This window comes from Rhizobium sp. GCM10022189, assembly GCF_042656325.1.
Classification (GTDB): Bacteria; Pseudomonadota; Alphaproteobacteria; order Rhizobiales; family Rhizobiaceae; genus Rhizobium.
This window is the reverse complement of sequence record NZ_JBHSOR010000039.1, coordinates 209,440-230,296: the sequence shown is the minus strand read 5'-3', so window position 1 is coordinate 230,296 and position 20,857 is coordinate 209,440. Positions and strand designations below refer to the sequence as shown.

General features: G+C 53.6%; 19 protein-coding genes. 15 read left to right on the top strand and 4 right to left on the bottom strand.

Annotated features, from left to right (window positions below; genetic code table 11):
- The first annotated feature begins 29 nt into the window (after positions 1-29).
- From ACFPWW_RS16080 to ACFPWW_RS16015, 14 genes are all read left to right on the top strand, one after another.
- A complete protein-coding gene (locus ACFPWW_RS16080) occupies positions 30-1,181 on the top strand; it encodes a glycosyltransferase (protein ID WP_112755463.1) in 1,152 nt (383 codons plus the stop codon).
- A complete protein-coding gene (locus ACFPWW_RS16075; RefSeq protein ID WP_112755465.1) occupies positions 1,181-1,648 on the top strand; it encodes an acyltransferase in 468 nt (155 codons plus the stop codon). Before ACFPWW_RS16080 ends, ACFPWW_RS16075 begins: the two co-directional genes overlap by 1 nt.
- 57 nt (positions 1,649-1,705) lie before the next feature.
- Positions 1,706-3,001: a glycosyltransferase gene (locus tag ACFPWW_RS16070; RefSeq protein WP_377312490.1), complete on the top strand. Its 1,296-nt coding sequence runs from the start codon at positions 1,706-1,708 to the stop codon at positions 2,999-3,001.
- A gap of 8 nt (positions 3,002-3,009) precedes the next feature.
- On the top strand, positions 3,010-4,338 hold the full coding sequence (locus ACFPWW_RS16065) for a polysaccharide pyruvyl transferase family protein (protein WP_377312705.1): 1,329 nt from the start codon (positions 3,010-3,012) through the stop codon (positions 4,336-4,338).
- Complete coding sequence (locus ACFPWW_RS16060; RefSeq protein ID WP_377312488.1) at positions 4,338-5,867, top strand: lipopolysaccharide biosynthesis protein; 1,530 nt, start codon at positions 4,338-4,340, stop codon at positions 5,865-5,867. Before ACFPWW_RS16065 ends, ACFPWW_RS16060 begins: the two co-directional genes overlap by 1 nt.
- 25 nt (positions 5,868-5,892) lie before the next feature.
- Positions 5,893-6,843 carry a glycosyltransferase gene (locus ACFPWW_RS16055; protein ID WP_377312487.1) on the top strand — a complete coding sequence of 317 codons (951 nt, stop codon included), beginning with the start codon at positions 5,893-5,895 and terminating at the stop codon, positions 6,841-6,843.
- Positions 6,840-7,769, top strand: a complete 930-nt coding sequence (locus ACFPWW_RS16050; RefSeq protein WP_377312485.1) for a glycosyltransferase family 2 protein — start codon at positions 6,840-6,842, stop codon at positions 7,767-7,769. The genes ACFPWW_RS16055 and ACFPWW_RS16050 overlap by 4 nt, the downstream gene beginning before the upstream one ends.
- A 10-nt stretch (positions 7,770-7,779) precedes the next feature.
- Positions 7,780-8,769: a glycosyltransferase family 2 protein gene (locus tag ACFPWW_RS16045; RefSeq protein WP_112755749.1), complete on the top strand. Its 990-nt coding sequence runs from the start codon at positions 7,780-7,782 to the stop codon at positions 8,767-8,769.
- 11 nt (positions 8,770-8,780) lie between these two features.
- Complete coding sequence (locus ACFPWW_RS16040) at positions 8,781-10,112, top strand: O-antigen ligase family protein (protein ID WP_377312483.1); 1,332 nt, start codon at positions 8,781-8,783, stop codon at positions 10,110-10,112.
- Between the two features lie 2 nt (positions 10,113-10,114).
- Positions 10,115-10,591 (top strand): glucuronosyltransferase, encoded by a 477-nt coding sequence (locus ACFPWW_RS16035; protein WP_112755475.1) that lies wholly within the window; start codon positions 10,115-10,117, stop codon positions 10,589-10,591.
- Positions 10,588-11,058, top strand: a complete 471-nt coding sequence (locus ACFPWW_RS16030) for a glycosyltransferase (RefSeq protein WP_377312481.1) — start codon at positions 10,588-10,590, stop codon at positions 11,056-11,058. Before ACFPWW_RS16035 ends, ACFPWW_RS16030 begins: the two co-directional genes overlap by 4 nt.
- A 151-nt stretch (positions 11,059-11,209) precedes the next feature.
- Positions 11,210-13,462: a polysaccharide biosynthesis tyrosine autokinase gene (locus ACFPWW_RS16025; RefSeq protein ID WP_377312480.1), complete on the top strand. Its 2,253-nt coding sequence runs from the start codon at positions 11,210-11,212 to the stop codon at positions 13,460-13,462.
- 339 nt (positions 13,463-13,801) lie between these two features.
- Complete coding sequence (locus ACFPWW_RS16020; RefSeq protein ID WP_377312479.1) at positions 13,802-14,020, top strand: hypothetical protein; 219 nt, start codon at positions 13,802-13,804, stop codon at positions 14,018-14,020.
- A gap of 605 nt (positions 14,021-14,625) precedes the next feature.
- Positions 14,626-15,408, top strand: a complete 783-nt coding sequence (locus ACFPWW_RS16015) for a metallophosphoesterase family protein (protein ID WP_377312478.1) — start codon at positions 14,626-14,628, stop codon at positions 15,406-15,408.
- 20 nt (positions 15,409-15,428) lie between these two features.
- On the opposite strand, the gene ACFPWW_RS16010 is transcribed toward ACFPWW_RS16015, so the two are convergent.
- The 4 genes from ACFPWW_RS16010 to ACFPWW_RS15995 all read right to left on the bottom strand — a co-directional run bounded on the left by ACFPWW_RS16010 (position 15,429) and on the right by ACFPWW_RS15995 (position 19,916).
- Entirely contained in the window at positions 15,429-16,217 is a 789-nt protein-coding gene (locus ACFPWW_RS16010) for a hypothetical protein (RefSeq protein WP_162702912.1), read from the bottom strand.
- Between the two features lie 37 nt (positions 16,218-16,254).
- A complete protein-coding gene (locus ACFPWW_RS16005; protein ID WP_377312476.1) occupies positions 16,255-16,908 on the bottom strand; it encodes a hypothetical protein in 654 nt (217 codons plus the stop codon).
- A 65-nt stretch (positions 16,909-16,973) separates the two neighbouring features.
- A complete protein-coding gene (locus tag ACFPWW_RS16000; protein WP_377312474.1) occupies positions 16,974-18,173 on the bottom strand; it encodes a polysaccharide biosynthesis/export family protein in 1,200 nt (399 codons plus the stop codon).
- A 243-nt stretch (positions 18,174-18,416) separates the two neighbouring features.
- A complete protein-coding gene (locus ACFPWW_RS15995; RefSeq protein ID WP_377312472.1) occupies positions 18,417-19,916 on the bottom strand; it encodes an O-antigen ligase family protein in 1,500 nt (499 codons plus the stop codon).
- A gap of 204 nt (positions 19,917-20,120) precedes the next feature.
- Between ACFPWW_RS15995 and ACFPWW_RS15990 the strand changes: the two genes are divergently transcribed.
- Complete coding sequence (locus tag ACFPWW_RS15990; protein WP_112755491.1) at positions 20,121-20,720, top strand: transglutaminase-like cysteine peptidase; 600 nt, start codon at positions 20,121-20,123, stop codon at positions 20,718-20,720.
- Positions 20,721-20,857: the final 137 nt, after the last annotated feature.

Sequence of the window (20,857 nt, the reverse complement as noted above, 5' to 3'; positions counted from 1 at the left end):
CCGTCAAAAGCAACATCCGGAAGTCTATCGTGAAAAATGTCGCCATCTACATTGAAACTTTTTTGCCCCCAAGCCAGTCGTTCATTATCAACCAGGCGCAATCCTTTCAGAAATATAACGCGACAATTCTCGCCGGCATGCGGGTTGCTTCCGCTCATACCCAGCAGGCGAAGATAGACGTCGAGGATATCAGAAGCTCACCTCGCATGCGTGCGGGCGAATTGCTCTTGAAGATTCCGCGTATCGGTATTCCGGCACTTTTTCCTGTCACCCGAAAGGCGGACCTTATACACGCCCACTTCGGCAAGAATGGCTATGTGATCGGGCCGCTTGCGCAAGCGGCAGGGCTGCCGCTCGTCACCACCTTTCACGGCTTTGACGCAACTTACACAGGCGATCCCAAAGGTCCGGGTGGCTTCAATCAGGTGCGTTTTTTTGCGCATGGTCGCAAAGAGATGGCCGGCTGGAACGGCTGGAACATTGCGGTTTCCGACTTCATTCACGAGCGGCTGCGGGAAATCGGCTTTCCGGAACAACGGATATTGCGCCACTACATCGGCTTGGATCTGACGATGTTCAAGGGCTCGACCACAAAGCGGCGTAAGGGCCTGGTTGTCTCGGTGGCGCGCTTCATCGAGTACAAGGGCCACCGCTACATGATCGAGGCGCTCTCTCATGCTGCAGCGCAAGGTAATCCGATCGAGTTTGTCATGGTCGGAGACGGCCCTTTAAGGGGGGAAATCGAGGCTTTGGCGCGCAAAAGCTTGCCAAAGGTGACGATTTATGAAAACCTTTCGCAGTTGCACATAAAAAATCTGCTTGCCGAAGCCGAACTCTATCTACACGGGAGTGTGACTTTGGAAAATGGTCATGCAGAGGCTTTCGGTCTCGCAAATTTGGAAGCTCAGGCTGTGGGGACCCCAGTCGTTGCCTTTCGTTCAGGCGGGGTCGGGGAGGCTGTCGAGGACGGTGCAACAGGTTTCCTGCTTTCCGAACGGGACACCACCGGCATGTCAAACGCGATAGGACGCCTCTTGAACAATGCGGATATGTGGGGTGCCTTCAGCACCCGCGCTTCGGCAATGGTTGCGGAAAAATTTGATATTCTCCGTCAGACGCGGTTGCTCGAAGACTATTATGACTCCGTTCTTGCGGAGTTTGCGGCAGCGAGGCGTTCGTAATGCGGAAGAATGGAAAGCAACCTAAGTGGGGCCTCTATTCATTTCGTCGATGGCGCAATGCGATCGTGAAATTGAAGTGGCTCTATTACACGAAATTCTGGGGAATGGATATTCATCCGACCGCCAGCTTCTCCCTGAGTGTGCGATTCGACAAGACGAATCCCAAGGGCATGCATATCGGCGAGGAGACTTACGTCGCCTTTGAGGCGGCAATACTGACCCACGATCTTACACGCGGCCTTTTTCTTGACACACGGATTGGCAAAAGGTGCTTTATCGGTGCGAGAAGCATTATTCTGCCGGGTGTCGAGATCGGAGACGAATGCGTCATCGGCTCGGGTGCGGTCGTTACGAAGAGCGTGCCTCCTCGGTCACTTGTGGTCGGCAATCCAGCAAAGATTATTCGAAGCGATATCAAGATTATTTCACGTTACGGCCGTATGGCTGTCGATGAACCTGCGGAATGATTTCGTCCAGAACCTCTGGCAGTTGACGCCTGAGACGGAGCAGGGTGAGCGAAAAACATGAACTATCCACACAGAATTAATGCAGAAGAAGCGACGAAGGAGTTTGAAGCTCTCCCTGTCGTTTATTTCTCGCTGTCTTTTCCGGAGCTCAGCCAGACATTCGTATTTAATGAAATCCGCAGCATTGCCGAACTTGGCGGTGATATTCGGGTCCTTGCCTGCAAATCGCCTTTAGATAACCGCTCGAACCTGCCGAAGGTTTATGGCTATGAAGATCGAGTCGATACCATTGCCGACGGAACTTCCCGGCCCAGCCGGATGCGACGATTTTGGGCGGCTGCCAAAGCGGCATCGGCGCTTCTGATCCGGAATCCGGGCTTACTCCCGAACGTCCTGTCGGCTGCTCGCAGCGGGGATTCTGTCGTGCCTTTCTCGTTGAAGCTCGCGATTGCGGCCAGATTGCAGTCGCAGCCCGATAGTATAGTTCATTGTCACTTCGGGCCTGCCGGCAAGGTTATAGCGGACTTGAAGAGACACGGTTTGGTCAGGTCGCCGATGACGACCGTGTTTCACGGCTACGACATTACCCAATATATCGTTGAATCGAGGGACGCGTATAAGACTTTGTTCGCCGAGGCGGATCTGCTCATCCCGATCAGCGATTTCTGGCATCGCCGCCTTGCTGAACTCGATGCTCCTTCCGACAAGATTCACACCATCCGCCTTGGCGTCGATTGCAATGCTTTCGCATATAAGCGCCGCGTTGTGGTCCCCGGCGAACCGATGCGGTTCATCACGATCGGTCGGATGACGGAAAAGAAAGGCCATCGTTACACGATCGAGGCTTTCAAGGCTTTGGCCGAACGTCGGCCTGATCTCAACATTTGTCTCGACGTCATCGGAGATGGGCCGGATCTACAGGAAATTCGAGCGATCACTGCCGGATGGCAATCCAATGCCCGGATTACCTTGCACGGCGCGCTTGCGCATCAAGACGTCCGGGCAATGTTGGATCAATCGCATATCTTTGTGCTGCCAAGTGTCGTTGCCGCCAATGGCGACATGGAAGGTATTCCCGTCTCCATCATGGAAGCCATGGCTATGGGGCTGCCGGTGATCAGCACGCATCATAGCGGAATTCCCGAGCTTGTTGAGGACGGCTTGTCAGGCATCCTCGTCGGCGAGCGCGATGCTGATGCGCTGTCGGCGGCTATGGAACGGCTCGGATCTCAGCCGGAACTTCTGTTGACGATGGGCAAGGCAGGCCGTGCGATCATCGAGCGTGAATATAATGAGCGGACACAAGCTCGCGTTCTGATGAACGCACTTTCCCAAATCTCGTCAAAACAATAGGTCGATTGATGCATGTGGTCATAGAAAATACCGTATGCCTGAATGCAGGCGACGCTGCCATCCTGATCGCGATTATGAAGATAATTCGCGAAACCTTTGGGGACGACGTTCAGTTTTCGGTGTTTGACAGCGATCCCGAGATCTCGCGGCGGTACTATTCTGGGATCGATTTTTATCCGTTGACGACATCGCTGCTGGCAACGAAGCCGGTGCTGACGTTTCTCGGCCAGCAATGGAGCATCAGGCTCCGCCGCAATATCGACCGGATCAAGCGGCGGGAGTTTCGACGTCTGCTTGCCGCCATGTCCAGCGGGCGCAAGCCGGGCGGAGGTCTTCTGTTGGATCCGCAAATCGCTCGCAACATCGAGATTTATTCCAAAGCCGATATGGTGATCTCGACTGGCGGCACTTATCTGGTCGAGCGCTACGGTCTCGATGAACGTATCGAAGAGTTCGAAAAGGACTTGGCCCTCAAAAAGCCGCTTGTGCTGTTCACGCAATCGCTTGGTCCGTTTAATCAGCCGAAGAACAAGATTGCTGTCAAAAAGGTCCTCGATCAGGCGCATCTGGTCCTTCTCCGGGATGCCAGGTCGGAGCAATATTTGCGCGACATCGACATCACGCACGATCGACTACAGGTCGTGGCTGACAGCGTTTTTGCGCTCGCGGATATTGAGCGTCTTTCCGCCCCATTGCGATCGCGGGTCGGCGAAAGGTTGCGTGTGGCAGTCTCTGTTCGAGATTGGTCGCATTTTGAAGGACGAAGCCCTGCGGAAGGTATGGAGCGTTATCTTGACGCCGTTGCCGGGGCGGTGACTGCGCTGGTGCGCGATGACAATGCCGAAGTCGTGTTTCTTTCGACATGCCAAGGCATCCCCGAGTATCGATATGACGATTCCGCCGTCGGCCAGCGCATCTTTGAACGGCTGGATGACGAAACGCGCAAGTCCGTCAGTGTCGATCGCGCGTTCCATGAACCTGACGAATTGCTCACTCAACTGAAGGGCTTCGATTTCGTCATTTCAACCCGAATGCATATGGCGATCCTGTCGCTTTGCGCAGGGGTCCCCGTGCTGCCGATCGCTTATGAATTCAAGACCACCGAGCTTTATAACTCGCTCTCGCAGGGGGAGTGGGTGACAGATATATCGCATATCGACCGGGAATCTTTCGTCGCCCTTGTACGCCGCTTCAGCAATAGTCTGAGCGACTTTTATGCAAAGGTCGCGCCATACATCATCGAGCAGTCCCGTTCTGCCCGGTCGGCCGGCGGTCTGATTGCCGCCGGTATCGGTGCATCACAGAAAGCCAAGGAACAAAAAAGGTCTGTGGTGTGATGGGCGATCCGTTGGAAGCAAAATCCGGCACTGTCGGAAAAAAGACTGTCAAGGCATCGATATGGCTTCTGACGGGTGTTTTCTACAGCCGCCTCGCCAATCTGGCGATGATCATCATTCTTGCACGCATACTAGTCCCGGCCGACTTCGGTCTCGTTGCGCTCGGTACGACGTTGCTAACGATCCTGCTGGCAGTCACCGATCTGTCACTTGCTAACGCTTTGATTCACCACAAGGAACCAACAAAGGCGGATTTCGATACTGCTTTTACGCTAAGTGGCATTCGCGGAGCGATTTTGGCGCTGATCATGATTGTCAGCGGCTTTGTGATGGCTGATATATACCAGGATCCGCGGTTAATTGGTGTATGTGCAGGTCTGTCCACCAGACCTCTGTTAAACGGCTTACGCAGCCCCAACTTCGTTCGCTACGCCATCGACTTGGACTTCAAGACGATTTCGATATCAGAAGCGCTGGAATATACAGCTCAGCTCATAGTGTCGGTCGCAGTTGCATTTGTTACCCAGAGTTACTGGGCAATTGTTGCTGGGGCTGTAGCTGCATCAGTGTCGGGAATAATAACGTCATATTATTATTCGCCCTATAGGCCCGGTTTTTCTGTCGCATCTTGGCGAAAGATTATCGGTTTTTCTATATGGCTGACATTTAATCAGTTTGTCTCGATTGTCGGCAATCGGTTTGATAACTTCATTGCCGGCGGAGTTCTCGGCGTGGCAACTTTTGGTGCCTATTCCGTCGGAAACAACATCTCTCAGATGATTACTCAATCCGCGACACAACCGTTGGAGCGGGTGCTGTTTCCCAGTTTCGCTAAGATGACCGGCGATAAGAGGCGTCTTGCAGAGGCCTATCAAAAGAGTCAGGCGTCCCTTTTTGCTATTGGAATGCCTCTCGGTGTGGGCCTGGCACTTGTCGCTGATCCTTTCGTTTATCTGATGCTCGGCCCGAATTGGACCGTGGCGGTTGAAGTGATACGATTTATTGCGCCCGTTCTCGGCATCCAGATCGTATTTGGACCCGCGAACGCGCTCGCGTACGCTGTGGGTGCCACGCGGCAATTGTTTAATCGCGGCATGGTCCTTCTGTTGCTGCGTGTGCCGATCGTCATATTGGGCCTTTATTTCTACGGGCTTACCGGGCTTCTTGTTGCTCGCACCATTTCTGGCGGCATATTTCTATCCATGGCAAATTTTTATCTTATCCGTTCGCTCACCGGGTTGAGTACTTGGCAGCAGTTGACGGTGACTTGGCGCTCATGGCTAAGCGGTGCGGCAATGGTCGGAATTGTTCTGGCGGCCGACAGTTTCATGGGGCCGATCAAATCCACCATGCAAGCATCAATCGCTCTTGTCGTCATGTGTCTTCTGGGCGCGATCGTTTATTGTGCGGTGCATGCTGTATTGTGGATACTTGGCGGGAAGTCTTCGATAGGAATTGAATCCGAAGTCGTAAAAATCTTGAAGCGAATGCTTCACGTTGTTCAAAATCGTCGCGGGAAATTTGCTTGACCGCTTTAACGGAACGAGGCGATGCATGACGAATGAAATTGTTATTTCCGTGCTTTTCGCATGCCACAACGGTGAAAAGAGGTTGAGACGCACTCTCGATTCATTTGCGGCTCAGGATTTCCCTTTCGACCGATGGGAACTTATCGCGGTCGATAACAATAGCAATGATAACACGTTTGCAATTCTTCAGGATTATCGTGACCGGCTACCGATTATTGCAATGCAGCATGCCGCGCCAGGCAAGTCTCGTGCCTTGAACGCGGGCCTCGAGCGCGTGCGCGGAAGACTTCTTGTATTGACAGACGATGATGTCCGAGCCGAGAGGGATTGGCTGAGGAGGTTTTGCCATTGTGCCGACCTCAACCCTGACTATTCGATTTTTGGCGGGAGAATCATCCCTGAATGGGAGAGTTACCCTGAAGGTGATCCCTTGATGAAGTGGATCCCTATGGGCTCGACTTTTGCGATCATCGACGAACATCAAAGCCAACCATGTGAGGCAAACATGGTCTGGGGGCCAAACACGATGATCCGGCGCCAATCCATCCCAGCCGGCACTCGCTTTCGAGAGGATATCGGCCCATTGGCCGGTGGCATCTATCCAATGGGCCAAGACCAAGAGTTCATAATGCGGTTATCGAAACACGGTCTAAAAGCATACTATTGTGCGGAAGCAATCGTGCACCATTGGATACCTGCGTCCAACGTAAAGGAAGAGTGGGTGCAACGTCGCGGTGAACGACTAGGTTATGGAGTTCCCGCACTTTTTCCCAATGAGATCCCATCCGGCCCCAAGCTCCGGGGTGTTCCCTTAGCTACGTGGCTTGAGAGCATTCACTGGTCTCTAAGGGCTGCATTGTTCTACTACCTGCCACGCTCCAAATGGCGGTTCTGGGCGATTTGGAAGTATTACTACATGCGTGGGTATAGAGCGGGAATTCGACGCTTTGCACCAAAGACGATTTCTCAACCATGAGCGGTAATCCTATGGAAGAGAAGCGGCTTAAGTTGTCGATACTGGTAAACAATTATAACTACGCTCCCTTCCTGCGGGCGTGCATCGATAGTGTCCTTAAGCAGGATTATCCTGAATACGAAGTAATCGTGGTCGATGACGGTTCGACAGATAATTCGCGGGAGATCATCGCTTCGTATGGTTCGCAAATTGTGCCCGTCTTGAAAGAGAATGGTGGCCAAGCCTCAAGCTTCAATGCAGGTTTTGCCGTTGCGACTGGCGAGATTATCTTTCTGCTCGATTCCGATGATGCATTTCTCCCTGGGAAACTTCGGAAGATTGCCAGGCTCTACGATCGAGAGCCTTTGGATTGGTGCTTCGATCGGGTGACGACCGTGGAGGGAGAAGAGCCTGCACAAAGTGTCGAGGTCGAAATGTACGATCAGCGTGACGCGATCCGTCGAGGACATTATCCTTCAATCCCGGTGCCGACGTCCGGTTTGAGCTTTCGACGGGGTCTCCTTGCGCAGATTCTGCCGATGAAGACGGCCAAGGACGTTGTACTGAGCGATAACTACCTGAAATTTGCAGCCGTTTATCTCGGCCGGGGTGCCATCGCCTCGACGCCACTCACTTTTCAGAGGATTCATGAGGCAAACCGGTACACCGGCACATCAAGGGCAAGCAGTCTGCGTCCCAAGATCATGATTGCCACCGGCCTGGAATTGGCTCGTCGTTACAGCGGACTTCAGGCCCTTGGCAAAGGCTTGATCGCCGGCGGCATTGCCGAAGCCGACACACCATTCACTCAGCTCAGGACTGAGGCTCGGCGGGCCTTGGCAGATGGTCCGTTTGAGCGCGCCGCAGTATCGCAGATCGCAATAGCCGCGGCCCGTAAGCGTTTGATCAGAAAATTGAAAGGCTACCGCAATGATAACCGGACATGAGGTGGACGCAATGCAGTCAGCTGACAACAAGATCTGGCGTATAACCGTTGCCGTGCTGACCTACCGGCGGCCGGAGGGTATTGTAAAGCTTCTGGATTCGCTCACGCGTCAGAAACAGCATCCCGCCCGGCCCTATCACATGACGGTTCTGGTCATAGATAACGATGCGACCGAGAGCAGCCGCGGCATCGTAGAAGGCTTCGATACGAAAGGGGCCTTTGATCTCGTATATGCCGTTGAGCCCCGCCAAGGTATCCCGGTCGCACGCAACCATGCTTTGGACAAGGCGCCGCAGGTTCTGCCGGAAACGGGAGAGTTGTTGGAGCCCGATTATTTTTGCTTCCTCGATGACGACGAGTGGGCAACTGAGGGGTGGATGGATGCAATGCTTGACCTCTGCCTTGGGCGTCAAGCTGATTGCGTTTATGGCCACGTCGTGCCGGTCTATCCGGACAACGCACCGGAATATTGGGTCAAGGCGCGCGTATTCGAAAGCGCCCGGAACCAGGAAGGCGGACGTATCGATTATGCCGCGTCCAACAATGTCATGTTCGACTATAAACTGGTGAAATCGTGGAACCTTCGCTTCGAAGAAAAGATGCTGAATACCGGCGGTACAGACTACCTTTTCTTCAATCAGGCAGTAAAGCTCGGAATGAAAATCGTTTGGACCGAGCGCGCAATGGTCTATGATATCATCCCGCTGAAACGGATGACGTGGAAGTGGGTGCTTCAGCGACAGTACCGGCTTGGCAATACCTTTGCGGTGAGCGAAGTGTTGCACGGTAATCGCAAGCAGCGGCTTTACCGCCTCATGTATGGCATCACGCGGACGGGACTAGGCGTGGTCATGTTGCCGGCGCTTGCCGTATCGCCCTATCTCGGAATGCGAGCCCTCACGCATTTGTTGCGAGGTGCGGGCGTTGTGACTGGGTTGTTTGGCCATTTTTATCAGGAATATCAGCCGCCCAAAGAGGCCCAATCCTCGGCCGCTAACTAGGCGACAATGTAATGAATACACATACGCTGTACCACAAAGGCTCGCAGACGATCGCCCGACGAGGCGCCGGCGTCTCGCGATTTGCGATCAGAAAGGAGCTTTTTGTCTATATCCTTCTGTCTGCAATGTTTTACATCGCCTTATGGCGAGGGACAGGGATGTGGTATGGCCTTCCTGCGAACTTTGACGACGGCAGTACGGGTAATATTTTGCCGCAACAGATCATTCTTTACAGTCTGATTCCCCTGACGGCGATTTATTCTCTTATCGAACCGCACCGGTTTGTCGCCTATCTCCGGCGCATCCCGCCGTTATTGACGATAATCATCGTTCTGTGTCTTGCATCCGCGGCTCAATCCGTTCAGCTGACCGCATCTTTGAAGGGGATGGTGGCGGTAGTAGTGCTCACTCTGCCCCCACTTCTGTTTCGCCTAAGGTATGGCAGCGTTGAAACACTGAGATTGGCCAGAAACTTTTGTATTGTGGCGATCTTTGCCAACATCCTTTACACTTTTGCATTTCCCCAGTTCGCAGTAATGGCGGGAAATGACTATGATGGTATGGTAAAAGGGCTTTTTTATCACAAGAACGAGCTGGGACAGTTCTGCGCTATCGCATTTATAATCATACTGGATATGCGATCGCCGCTTAGGAGGTTAAGTTACGAGATGCTAATTCGTAACGCGGCCCTCCTCTTGACGATCCTTCTCGTCATATTGGCGCGATCCTCGACGGCAATCGTCATGATTGGCGTCGGAACATCGATGCTCGTTGGCTTGAGAATAGTGAGTGCAGTCGGAAATATCACTGTAAAGTCTCTTTTTGTCCTTCTTTTTTGTATCTTGCTTGGCCTGCTTGGATCGTTGGCTTATCTCGGCGTTGCCGAAGCTGTCGCAAGCGCTTTTGGCAAGGATCTGACTTTCTCCGGCCGCTCGAATATTTGGGATCAGCTTTTGCCACTTGTTTATGAGCGTCCCTTTCTCGGCTATGGGTTTTCAACATTTCGGCAGCCGGACATCGTGAAGGAATATGTCCACGTTACCTTTGAAGCAAAATCCACGCATAATTCGTACCTGGAACTTGCTCTGAGTATCGGGGTCCCGGCAATGGTGTTGTGGACAGTCTATGTGTTGTCGCGTGTCTACCTGAAGACTGTCATGACGCAGAGTTCGGTGCAGATGAGAACGGCCCAGTCGAAGGAGGCTGTGATCCTGCTTCTTATCGCTATTGGCGGGCTCACGGAGGCCGCGATGATGCTGTCTCCTTCGCTGGTGTGGCCGATTATGGTCGCTGCTCTACCGCTCACTTGCGCTCCGATCATCCCAAAAACGAAAAGGCGATAACGATGGACGCGAGCACAGGTAAACCTAAACAAAATCGTAAGATTCTTGCTGTCTCCTCGGGGGGCGGGCATTGGGATGAGTTGATCACTCTGCGTGGGGCCTTTGATCAAGCGGACGTCGTATTTGCGACAACTATTCCGGAGCTCTTGCAGAAATACGCCATCACCGGCGGATATTGTCTCCCGGATTGCAACAGAAACGATCTCTGGATGTCTGTCCGCTGCTTTTTTTCGGCGTTCAGTCTCGTGTTCCGATCCGGCGCAGATGTCGTGATCTCGACAGGGGCTGCTCCCGGATTGTTCTGTTTGTTAGCCGCGCGGATAATGGGCAAGAAAACAATCTGGATAGACAGCATCGCCAACGCCGAAGAGCTGTCGATGTCCGGAAAATTGGCCGGTTTCGTAGCGACAACGTGGCTTACGCAATGGCAGCATTTGGCTCGCCCGTCCGGACCTCATTTTGCGGGAGCGGTACTTTGATTTTGATTACGGTCGGCACGCAATTGCCGTTCGATCGCCTTGTTAAGGCGTTGGATGAAATGGCCCCGAATATCTCTGTTCCTATGTTCGCTCAGATCGGGAAGGGTGAATATAAGCCCAGCAATCTCGAATGGGTGGAGACGATTGCGCCATTGGAAATGGATGGCGTATTCGCCAGGACATCATTGATCGTATCCCACGCGGGCACCGGAACGGTTCTTGCAGCCAAGAGATTCAAGAAGCCAATTATCTTGTTTCCTCGGCGTGCTGCGTTCGGCGAACACAGAAACGACCACCAGCTGGCAACGGCTGGCCAACTTGACGGGAGGCCGGGAATACGTGTCGCCTATACCGAGGCGCAGTTGGGCGAACTCATCGCTCAGCCTCCAGCCGAAATGACTGAAGCGGGCACGGCTGCTGCGCCGGCGGCGAAACTCGTAGACTATCTTCGTTCCGTTATCGGATAGCCAAATGCGGACTGAGATCGTTTGGATACCGTCAGAAGGGATCAGAAAAGCCATTGGTTGTTCACCAGATTTGTCGTACGCCGTAGATACCGCTGCCTTTAAGATGCACCGACACTAAGTTTGTTACCGACATTGCCGTACAGGAGGCTGGATGCTTTCGCCGAATTCACCTACCGTGTTGGCGGTAGCGCAAACCGATGACCAATCCGAAAGGATCGATTTTGAGAAGCTTTTCGCGATAGCGCGTCGCCAATGGCGTGTCGTTGGGATCTGTGTTGCATTTTTTGCTGTATTGGCAGTCGTCTACCTTTTGACCACTGCTCCATATTTTACTGCATCGACCAGCGTTCTGATCGATCGGGGCAATTCGGAACTGATAAATCAACTGTCTTCGCTGGGTGCGCCGATCGACGATGAAACTGCGCTGTTGAGCGAAATTCAGCTTTTTCAATCCGATACAATCGCGCTCGCAGTGGTTGACAACCTCAAGCTTGCCGACGATCCGGACTTCATGGCTTCGGATTTTTCGTTCACGCAGCTCTTAAAGTCATTTTTGAACTTCAATTCCTGGTTCGCCAGCTCGGACCTGGTGACGGATGCTGAAGATCGGCGGCAGGATGCGGCGGCCCGGCTTAATGCCAATATGGATGTCGAGCGCGTTGGAAAGTCGTATGCGCTTTCGATTGGTTATACGTCTCGTTCGCCGGACCAGGCGGCGGATATCGCGAATGCCCTTGCCGATGCGTATCTGGTAGACAAGCTAAATTCAAAATTTGAAGCGACAAGCCGTGCAAGCGGCTGGCTGCAGGAACGCATCGATGAGCTCAAGCAAAAAGCTCTCGAATCGGATCTGGCAGTACAGAAATTCAGGACAGATCACAATCTTGTTGCGACAGACGGAAACTTGTTGACAGACCAGCAGCTCTCCGAGCTGAGCAGCAATCTGATCAAGGCGCAGGCAGACACTGCGCGCGCTCAGGCGAAGTTTGATCGCATCCGCAAGATCATAGATTCCGGTCAGATGGATGCAATCGTGACCGACGTGCTCGATAATTCTCCATCGAACGACATTCGTCGGAAGTATCTCGAGGACTCGAAGCTCGCGGCAGAGATTTCGGCTCGTCTTGGGCCAGATCATGAGCAGGTTGTGCGGCTCAGGGCCGAAATGGACGAATATAAGCGCCAGATGTTCGACGAACTTAATCGTATCGCCGAAAGCTACAAAAGTGATCTGGACGTTGCACAGACCAGACAGAAGTCTTTGGAGGATAGCGTCACAAGAGCAACCCAGGTTAGTGCTGCGGCCGGGGAAACTCAGGTCGAATTGCGCGAGCTTGAGCGCAAGGCCGATTCCTATCGGAACCTATATCAGAGCTTCCTGACCCGCTTCCAGGAGGCGGTACAGCAGCAGTCATTTCCTATAACAGATGCCAGAGTGATTACCCGCGCGCAGACGCCAGACAGGCCGAGCGCGCCAAAGAAACCGTTGGTTCTTGCTGTCGCCATTTTCCTTGGGCTTGCGGCGGGAAGCACGATCGCAGCCTTTCGCGAATTTCGCGATCGCTTCTTCCGCACAGGAGACCAGGTCCGAGAGATCCTGGGACTTGAATATTTGGGGCACGTCCCGAAGGTGGATGCCGAAGAATTCAAGATTTCCGCAGAGCAGTCTGCTCAAAATGTGCGAAAGATCAGTGAGCTCCACGAATATGTCGTCGGGCATCCCTTGTCCGCTTTTGCTGAAACGCTCCGCAATGCAAAAGTGGCTGCGGATATCGAGAATCCCATGCGACAGACAAAGATCATCGGCGTGGTCTCTTGCTTGCCGTCCGAAGGAAAATCGACGCTTGCAATCAATTTCGCACAGCTCCTTTCCAACCAGGGAGCGCGTACGCTCCTCATTGATGGCGACCTCCGAAATCCTGGTGCTACGAGAGCTCTTGGACAGCATGCAGCAAACGGTTTGTTGGAGGCTCTTCTGCAGGACAGGCCGCTCGACGAACTCATTTTGCGCGACCCGGTGACGGCTCTTTCGTTTCTGCCGGCTGTTGTCCGATACCGGGTGCCGCACTCCTCGGATGTGCTGGCCTCGGCTGCAATGGTAAATCTCTTGAACGAGGCCGCGAAGAGATTCGACTACGTGATCGTCGATCTGCCCCCACTCGGGCCTGTGGTCGATGCGCGCGCAGTCAGCCATCTGCTCGATACGGTGTTGCTGGTAGTGGAATGGGGTAAAACCTCGCGCAGGATCGTGCAGTCGATAATGACCGAACAGCCGGAGATAAGGAAACGGTGCGCTGGCGTCATTCTGAACAAGGTTGATCTCGATAAGATCAAGCTCTACCGCTCGCATGGTTCGAGCGAGTATTATTACAGTCGCTATTCCAACTATTATCAAGAGAACTGAGGCTTTGAAGCCGCTGGTAATATTTTAATCTTGCTTCGTCAGCCGAGAGTATCGGCCGACGAAGCGACAGCAGTGTCCGCACAAACGATCAGTGTCGGTATCTGGTCTGATTTGCTATTGCGGCCAGGTCCGGATCGCAGACATATCGCAATAATGGGATCCTGCTTGCGAATGCTGGGACGGTGGAGTGCCGCCACTGGCCGCATCGCCGATAATTATGGCCGGGCGCGTTTTGCTGCATTCTATGTTGCAAAACAAAACAAGCATGCCGATTTGGTTTGATTTGATTAAGTTTTTAACATAGACTCGCTTCATTCTAGAACATGAATTCCCTGCTGAATGGAGCGCGGCGGCTCGATGGATAGTCAGAGAATCAATTTCTTTCGTGCGTTTCTTTTGGCTGCTTTGATGCTGCCTCTGATGGTTTTTGCTATCGGTTGCAGTGTTATATGCGGTATTTTTGAGCGACGTTTGGGTGTCGATCTTTGGTCGAGGCTGGGGCTGCCTGCCAGCGATGGCGGTGTTTGCGAGACAATTGATTCCATTGTACAAAGTTGACACGCTCCTCGTGATGGGAAGTGTCATCTGGCGGTGGCGGGGCCTATTGTCGATAGGCATGCGCGCCTGCTGAGTGACAGTAGCTGTCGCTCAAGTGGTTGGTGTGACACGGCATCAACGCGACCGGCTTTTGACAGGTCGTTATCCTCATCCTGGAAATGATCAAAGTTGAATGGCGCGCGCCGACGGGCGTGCTGTATAATGTTAAGGTTTCCGACATTTAAGATGTGCAACTTACGCTTTTGTCGGCAGTTTTGGCGCCGTCTGCGGGTGCTAATGCTGTCTAAAATCAGACCGTCCGGACGGAAAAACACGGTTCTATCCAAAAACATCTAAAGCATTTTGCCTTCCTTAATCAGAATAGTGTGAAGTGCGCAATGTATTGTTTCAGGCCGTCGGAATTGCTGGGCGTGATCGGATCGCGACCGAATATTGTCGACAGCGTTTGTCGATTGGCGATGATTGAAAATGGCGACTGGAATCTCGGTCTTCAGTGAAAGTGACGGAGACCGCACAGCAAAAGATATCGCTGCCGAAATGCTCAGCGGTTATGATCCGGTTTCAGCCGTTGGCTTTTCCCCTGCAACAGCGGGAGGCGAGTGGCCTTGATACGCACTATCCGTAGATTTGTCGGACAGCTGTCCAAGGATTCGTCTGCAGGTGTCACCCCTGAGCGTCCGCGGATGGTCCTGAATCCGGCCGATTGGCCCGTTATATACGCTATCGGGGATGTGCACGGCTGCTATGATCAGCTGGTGGCTGCTGAAAGGCGTATTTCCGAAGATTTAGGTGATGCGCATGGCCTGGTCGTGTTGGTGGGCGACTACGTCGATCGAGGCGCACGCTCCTGTGATGTCCTGGAGCATCTTTGCCAACCTTCGCGGCCGAACATTCGCAGGATTGCTCTTTGCGGCAATCACGATGATTGGTTCTTCAAATTCTTGAACAATGAGCTTTCTAGCGAAACGTGGCTACGCTTTGCCGGGTATCAGACGCTGACCTCCTATGGTGTCGACGCTGCGCATATACTGCGCATTGGCGATACGGCGGCATTGCGAAAGGCTGTGGATCAGGCGGTTCCTGCCAGCCATCGAATTTTGCTGGAAACGCTACCGTCCATGTTGCAGGTCGGAAATCTCGTTTTTGTTCATGCGGGGATACGCAACGGATTGTCGCTCGAGGATCAAAGCGATGCGGATCTGATGTGGATCAGGGAGCCCTTCCTGACACGGGGGCCTGAGCTTCCGATCATTGTGGTCCATGGGCACACCCCTCAAGTCCAGCCCCATCTTGGTAATGGTCGAATTGGGATTGACACGGGTTGTTTCGCTACTGGCCGGCTGACAGTGGTGAAAATTGCCAGCGGCACAGCAAGAATTCTTTCCTAGCTGCGCTTGCTGTAGCGCCGTCAAGGCAGCTTGGCGATGTCCAGGCCGCTTCTGGCGAAAAGTCTCTTGCGAGCATCAGACAGGGAAGTCGAGGCGCGTTTGATGTAGGGTATCAAGGCCGGTCCAACATTCGGAATTTCCTGTGCGATCTGGGAAGGATCGCCAAATCGGAAGAGAAGGCCGAGATCCTGCTCGACCATTGGTTCCGAATTTTTCAATGTCGCCTCGCTGAACCTGTTCCAAAAATAGAGACGAGCAAGCAGAGCTATCTGATCGGCTGGTGCAAGCTTCACGGACTGTGCCATCAACTGCGCAGTAGCCTGCGGATCTTCCGCAATCACCGCTCGTACGACTGCGAGGCGAAGCCAGAGGTTACTGTCGGTAGGCATGCAACTCAGTGCATGCTGCAGGAATTTATCGGCCACAGTGACGGCTGAAAGCCAGCCTTCGTAGTCATTGGCCTGGTTTTCGGTGTCTATCTGTGTCAACACGATGGTCGCAGCAGCCATGACGATATCGGAGCGGCAGTAGCCTCCGGCAACAACTTTCGCGGGCATGCTGGCGACCCGAGAAAGGCTATTGGCGCTGACCGCACCATCCTGTTCGATCTGCTTGGCCACGACAAACATATCAGCAAACTCAACCGAGCGATGGAGTTCGCTGACGGCGAGCGTCAGAAAGGCACCAATGACCAGAAGGAAGCAGCAAGACAAAAAGGGCGCGCGACGCACCCCTGAAGAGATTGCCGCCGCCCTTATTTTTCTTTTCGAGCCCTTTTGAGTGCCGCGAATTTCTCCTCTGGTCAGCACAATTCGCCCACTAGCTCAAATTCTTCTGCGCGTGCTGTCAGATACCGCTCGGGCTGACGGACTGGGTGGTGGTGGTGGTAAAATTGCCGCCGCCACTTGCCGAAGTCCTCAGCAGGTTGGCAGTAGAATTCTGGGAGCCATCCGTCGATCCATTGCCTTCACCGCCACCAAGAATGGCACCGGCGGGGCCGTTGGTGATATCGCCGGCTGCCGCTGCGGCAGAACCCGGCGAACCCAATGCAGCGGTTGCAGTCTGCCCGTTAAGCGCCTGAGCGAAGGCTGTCTGGAGGCCGCTAAGCGTGGTATCGGCCAGCAATGCGTCCGCAATCGCCTTCGTAATGGCGTCCGCCAGCTCCGGGTGCTGAGGACGGCATACGTTTGCAGCCCGTCCAAGACCGGCACCGATCGCCGCCATCTGCGCGGGTGTCCCCGCCTTTGCAAGGCCAATCATCTTCGCCGTGAGATCCGTTTCCGTTGCAGTATAAGACCTCACCTGATCAGCAAGGCCAATAACCGACGCGTTTGCAAACAGAAATGCTTCCGGAGATGCGTTAAACGCGCTCACCATTTCCGGCGATGCCATCCCCGGTCCGGTCAGGCAATTTCCTGCAAAGGAAACCGATGAAAAAGAAAGGCTGGCAACGATCATAGTCGCGGCGCCGGCAGCCGTCATAAGATATTTATTTGCCATTCTACTTAGTCCTTCGTTTTCCAAGCCGCATAGGCAGAATTAATATTCTGTCCATCGTCTCGGTCTTAGTCCAATTCTCTCACCGCGTCACGGGTGTCAACAACATCCGAAGATACACCCGACGCCGTAGAGGTTATCGAGTTCAGGATATCGAGGAACTTGACCAGTTCGACCGAGTCGGCGTTCGAGATATAAATGACATCCTTGTCTTTCAACAGGAATTGCTGAATTGCAAACATCGTTGCCGGGTCACGCATATTCGCCCGGAAGATAACCGGAACTTGCGTTCCGGCGAACCGAGAGACATCGATGTTCAACTTTTGCAGGGTTTTCCTGTCGACCTGACGATAGAGGACGACTTCGCGGGGATCCGCGCGGTTGTCCAGGACGCCGCCGGCCTTGGCGATACCTTCGCCAAGCGTCAAGTTCGAATCCTCGAACTCGATACGGTTCTGCTGCCCTGTCGCGCCGAGCGCGATATAAGTGCGGCGTTCGTGCTCAACAGAAACAGTGTCGCCCGGTGCAACGTAGATGTTTTCGGCCGGATTGCGCAAGAGGGTCTCATAGGGAACCGTCGCAGTCCTGCCTCGCCTTTGCAACGTCACATTCGTTTCGATGTTGGGGGTCGTCAGGCCGCCTGCTGTCGAGATCACGTCCAGGATGCGATCGCCGGCCGGAGTCAGCTGCACTTTCTGGGGATCGTTGACATCGCCGACCACGGCCACCTCGGCGGACTTGCTGGTGGTCGTAGTCAGGACCACCTGCGGTTCGATCGCGCGGCTGGCAAGCCGGTCCTCGATATCCCGCTCGACCTCTTCTTTCAGCCTTCCGGAGGCGGGCACGCGCCCTGCGTAGGGGACGCTGATCGTTCCATTCTTATCGATGGTCTGTGCCGGGAGCGTAATGAAGTTACCCGGGCGGCTGCCAGCGTCAGACGGGATAAAAAGACCACCGGCCTGCGCTTCGAAAATTGAAATCTGAACGACGTCGCCAGCACCGAGCGGAATATCCGGCGCGCCACCCTTGCCGCCGCCAAAACCACCCAGCGAGCTGGACTGAACTTCGTTAAAGAAGGGAAGAATTGCCTTGTTCAGATCAATCAGCACGTAGTCGATGCCAACCTTCCGGTCTTTCGTCGTGACCTTCACCGAAGCGCTCTTGTCGATATCGGTGTGGTCAGGGCCGGATCGAGGCAACGAGGTGCAGCTCGACAGCGCGATTAGCGTCGCAGCGACGATAGAGGTGCGTCGAAAGTTGATGCTCATCTTATCCCTGTTAAGTTTTCTGTCCCGCAGGTTGGCGCTTATGCAAAGCATAAAACGCCAGCAATATCTGCAAGAACGAGGTCCATGATAGCCAATAAATCGTTAATGTGGCAATGTCGCAACATCCCACTAGTGGAGTTATGGTTAATTTTCAAGGATCCATGCCGTATTGCTAATTAACCAATTCAAATACATCTCGAAAGTCTCCGATATATTGTTGCGAGTTTCTTAATATATTTACTGTTAATATATTAGGCTCGGTTCAATTTCATCGTTATTATACTTGTGCGCTGCAGCATTTTTGCTGATCGCCGGCTTGAGTGTGCGCTTGTAGCACACGCATATGGCACCAGAAAGGAAGGCCGCATAAAAAACCGAAAAGCCGGGAATCTGGATGGAAAAATCGACAAGTGCGTGTCCCCAAACCAGAATAGTCGCTGCCAGACCCAAGGCTGCGTAGTGCCTGTTGCGTTTTCTGTTGTGATAGCCGCGCCAGAAAATGAAAAGGAGGGCAGCCAAGACAAGCAATAGGACGACTGGAAAGATGATACCAAGCGTCAAAAAACCCTCGAGATAAGTATTGTGGGCGCGATCAAAGATATTGAATATGCCGCAACGGGAATCCCGGTAGCCAGAAAAAACCGTTCTGAAGGTGCCGAGCCCGGTGCCTAGAAGCCAATTGTTGGACGTCGCCCTGACAACATCCGGCCAGATGCAGAATCGAGCGTCATCAAGCCCCTGAATATTCGCGCGCAACACCGCTTTCGAGGCAAAGAGAAAAAAGACCCCAATGCCCAGGCCGGCGGCGGCGACAATGCCAGCCACCCGAAATAGTCTCGAGCCCAGTCTCTTGAGGGAATTGGGGAACGTCTTCAGCCACTGGCTCGTCAGGAATGGAACGTAGACCAGCAGTGCAAGTCCTGTCAGAAAAACTCCGGCGCGTGATTGCGTCAGCATCAGGGCCACGAAAGTGAAAAGGAAGAGCGCACAATAATAGAGGCGTGATAACAGCATCGTGCTGTTTTGCGGTTCATGCGATGCTCTGTCTGTTCTGACGAAAAAAGAATCGAACACGAGCGTAAGCTGCATCAGCAATCCCACGCCGAAAAACGTGGCGTTGGTATTCCTGTTCACGAAGGTTGCTGTCAGACTGTCTTGATAGGCCTTCTTTGCCACTCCCAAAAGTGTGTCGGGCAAGAACAGAAACTGATAAAGACCGTATAGCGCCAGGATCCCGACAACTGAGGCCAGGAACCGGATGATCGTCTGATCATCCTTGCAGCGTTCAGCAATGATGAGGCCGGTCAAAAACGTCACGACCGGCAGAGCAATCTGTAACAATGTCGCAAGCGTGTCGGCAGGTTCGACAGAGATCGTCCTGCGGGCAGAGGCCATCGCTCTTGCATCTGCCCATATCGGGTCATCGATGAGCGCAAAGGGAAGTTCGACAGTCTGAACGACAATCCAAAGTGCCGTAAGCGAAAAGACGGCGATAGTGGCGCCGAAAACCCATCGTCCGCGCTGGGGTGGACCGTGGACAATGACGGCAGCTCCCCCCAATACAGACATAACAATCACGATCAGGGTTTGAGGCAATATATCGACCAAGCCGAACGGCACGACCGACAGAACAATCAGGCCGCAATAAACATAAAGCAGAAGAGCGGAAGCAATTCGGGGCGTTGTCATAAGGAAATAGGAATGTGGCGGGTCTGAGCCATGCCTGCACGAACCGGTGGTCATTTTCAAGAATTTTTTACTGCAACGCCAAAGTAATTGGCATGCCGATAGATAAAAGTCCGATCGCTAAAATTGTAATTGCCGATTTAAGCCGATGAACAGTCTTGTTCCGTAAGTCTGGGGCCGTCGCAAGCAAGACAAATTCCAGCGCGATGTCAGTTGGTTGCATCCGAATTGGCGGTTTGTCGTACACCAAATAGGGGCAACATGTCGGCGCGTAAATTTCTGGCTGCACTCGTCCTGGTTTCTTTGGCCGGAACTCAGAATCTACAGGCGGGCGCGCTGTCCGGCCTCACGCGTGATCTGCACGAAACTCCGTCGGTCAAGTACATTCAGGCGAGAAAGAGGACCATGGCGCCCTTTGCGCATGTGATGTTTTGCGCCCGCAGGCCGCAGGAATGCGAGGCCAAAGGCGGAGCAGCCGTCGTGGCCCTCAGCACCTATGCCGACAAGCAGCTGCGCTCAGTCAACGCATCGGTCAATCGCTCGATCGCTCCGCGCAATGATGCCAGCGGAAAGGTCGCTGACGACGTCTGGGAAGTGAATGTCAAAAGCGGCGATTGCGAGGACTTTGCCTTGACCAAGCGTGACCATCTCATCGCTATGGGATGGTCGTCGAAGGCGCTCCGGATCGCCGTAGCAAGAACGCCCTACGGTGAAGGTCATGCGGTGCTGGTGGTGAAAACCAACGTTGGCGACCTGGTTCTCGATAATCGCACGAACGCTATCAAGGTTTGGGACAAGACCGATCTGAAGTGGCTGATGATTCAGTCCGGAGATGATCCGCGGGTCTGGTACGAACTGTAAGAGTTTGACTATTGGTCGAAGCGGTCGAGCTCGTGCCGAGCGATCACCTCCTGAGTATGTGAATGGATGCCGTGTTCGAAATAGGGCGCTCCTAATTAAGTGCCGTTCCCTTCGGTTCATGGTAGCGCCGCATGCGA

What these genes read in the sequence shown, in the direction of transcription:
- ACFPWW_RS15990 (WP_112755491.1), top strand. Translation starts at nt 20,121, where the DNA reads ATGTCGGCGCGTAAATTTCTGGCTGCACTCGTCCTGGTTTCTTTGGCC.
- ACFPWW_RS16020 (WP_377312479.1), top strand. Translation starts at nt 13,802, where the DNA reads ATGGAGCGCGGCGGCTCGATGGATAGTCAGAGAATCAATTTCTTTCGT.
- ACFPWW_RS16075 (WP_112755465.1), top strand. Translation starts at nt 1,181, where the DNA reads ATGCGGAAGAATGGAAAGCAACCTAAGTGGGGCCTCTATTCATTTCGT.
- ACFPWW_RS16065 (WP_377312705.1), top strand. Translation starts at nt 3,010, where the DNA reads ATGCATGTGGTCATAGAAAATACCGTATGCCTGAATGCAGGCGACGCT.
- ACFPWW_RS16050 (WP_377312485.1), top strand. Translation starts at nt 6,840, where the DNA reads ATGAGCGGTAATCCTATGGAAGAGAAGCGGCTTAAGTTGTCGATACTG.
- ACFPWW_RS16035 (WP_112755475.1), top strand. Translation starts at nt 10,115, where the DNA reads ATGGACGCGAGCACAGGTAAACCTAAACAAAATCGTAAGATTCTTGCT.
- ACFPWW_RS16005 (WP_377312476.1), bottom strand. Translation starts at nt 16,908, where the DNA reads ATGGCAAATAAATATCTTATGACGGCTGCCGGCGCCGCGACTATGATC.
- ACFPWW_RS16055 (WP_377312487.1), top strand. Translation starts at nt 5,893, where the DNA reads ATGACGAATGAAATTGTTATTTCCGTGCTTTTCGCATGCCACAACGGT.
- ACFPWW_RS16060 (WP_377312488.1), top strand. Translation starts at nt 4,338, where the DNA reads ATGGGCGATCCGTTGGAAGCAAAATCCGGCACTGTCGGAAAAAAGACT.
- ACFPWW_RS16040 (WP_377312483.1), top strand. Translation starts at nt 8,781, where the DNA reads ATGAATACACATACGCTGTACCACAAAGGCTCGCAGACGATCGCCCGA.
- ACFPWW_RS15995 (WP_377312472.1), bottom strand. Translation starts at nt 19,916, where the DNA reads ATGACCACCGGTTCGTGCAGGCATGGCTCAGACCCGCCACATTCCTAT.
- ACFPWW_RS16025 (WP_377312480.1), top strand. Translation starts at nt 11,210, where the DNA reads ATGCTTTCGCCGAATTCACCTACCGTGTTGGCGGTAGCGCAAACCGAT.
- ACFPWW_RS16070 (WP_377312490.1), top strand. Translation starts at nt 1,706, where the DNA reads ATGAACTATCCACACAGAATTAATGCAGAAGAAGCGACGAAGGAGTTT.
- ACFPWW_RS16045 (WP_112755749.1), top strand. Translation starts at nt 7,780, where the DNA reads ATGCAGTCAGCTGACAACAAGATCTGGCGTATAACCGTTGCCGTGCTG.
- ACFPWW_RS16000 (WP_377312474.1), bottom strand. Translation starts at nt 18,173, where the DNA reads ATGAGCATCAACTTTCGACGCACCTCTATCGTCGCTGCGACGCTAATC.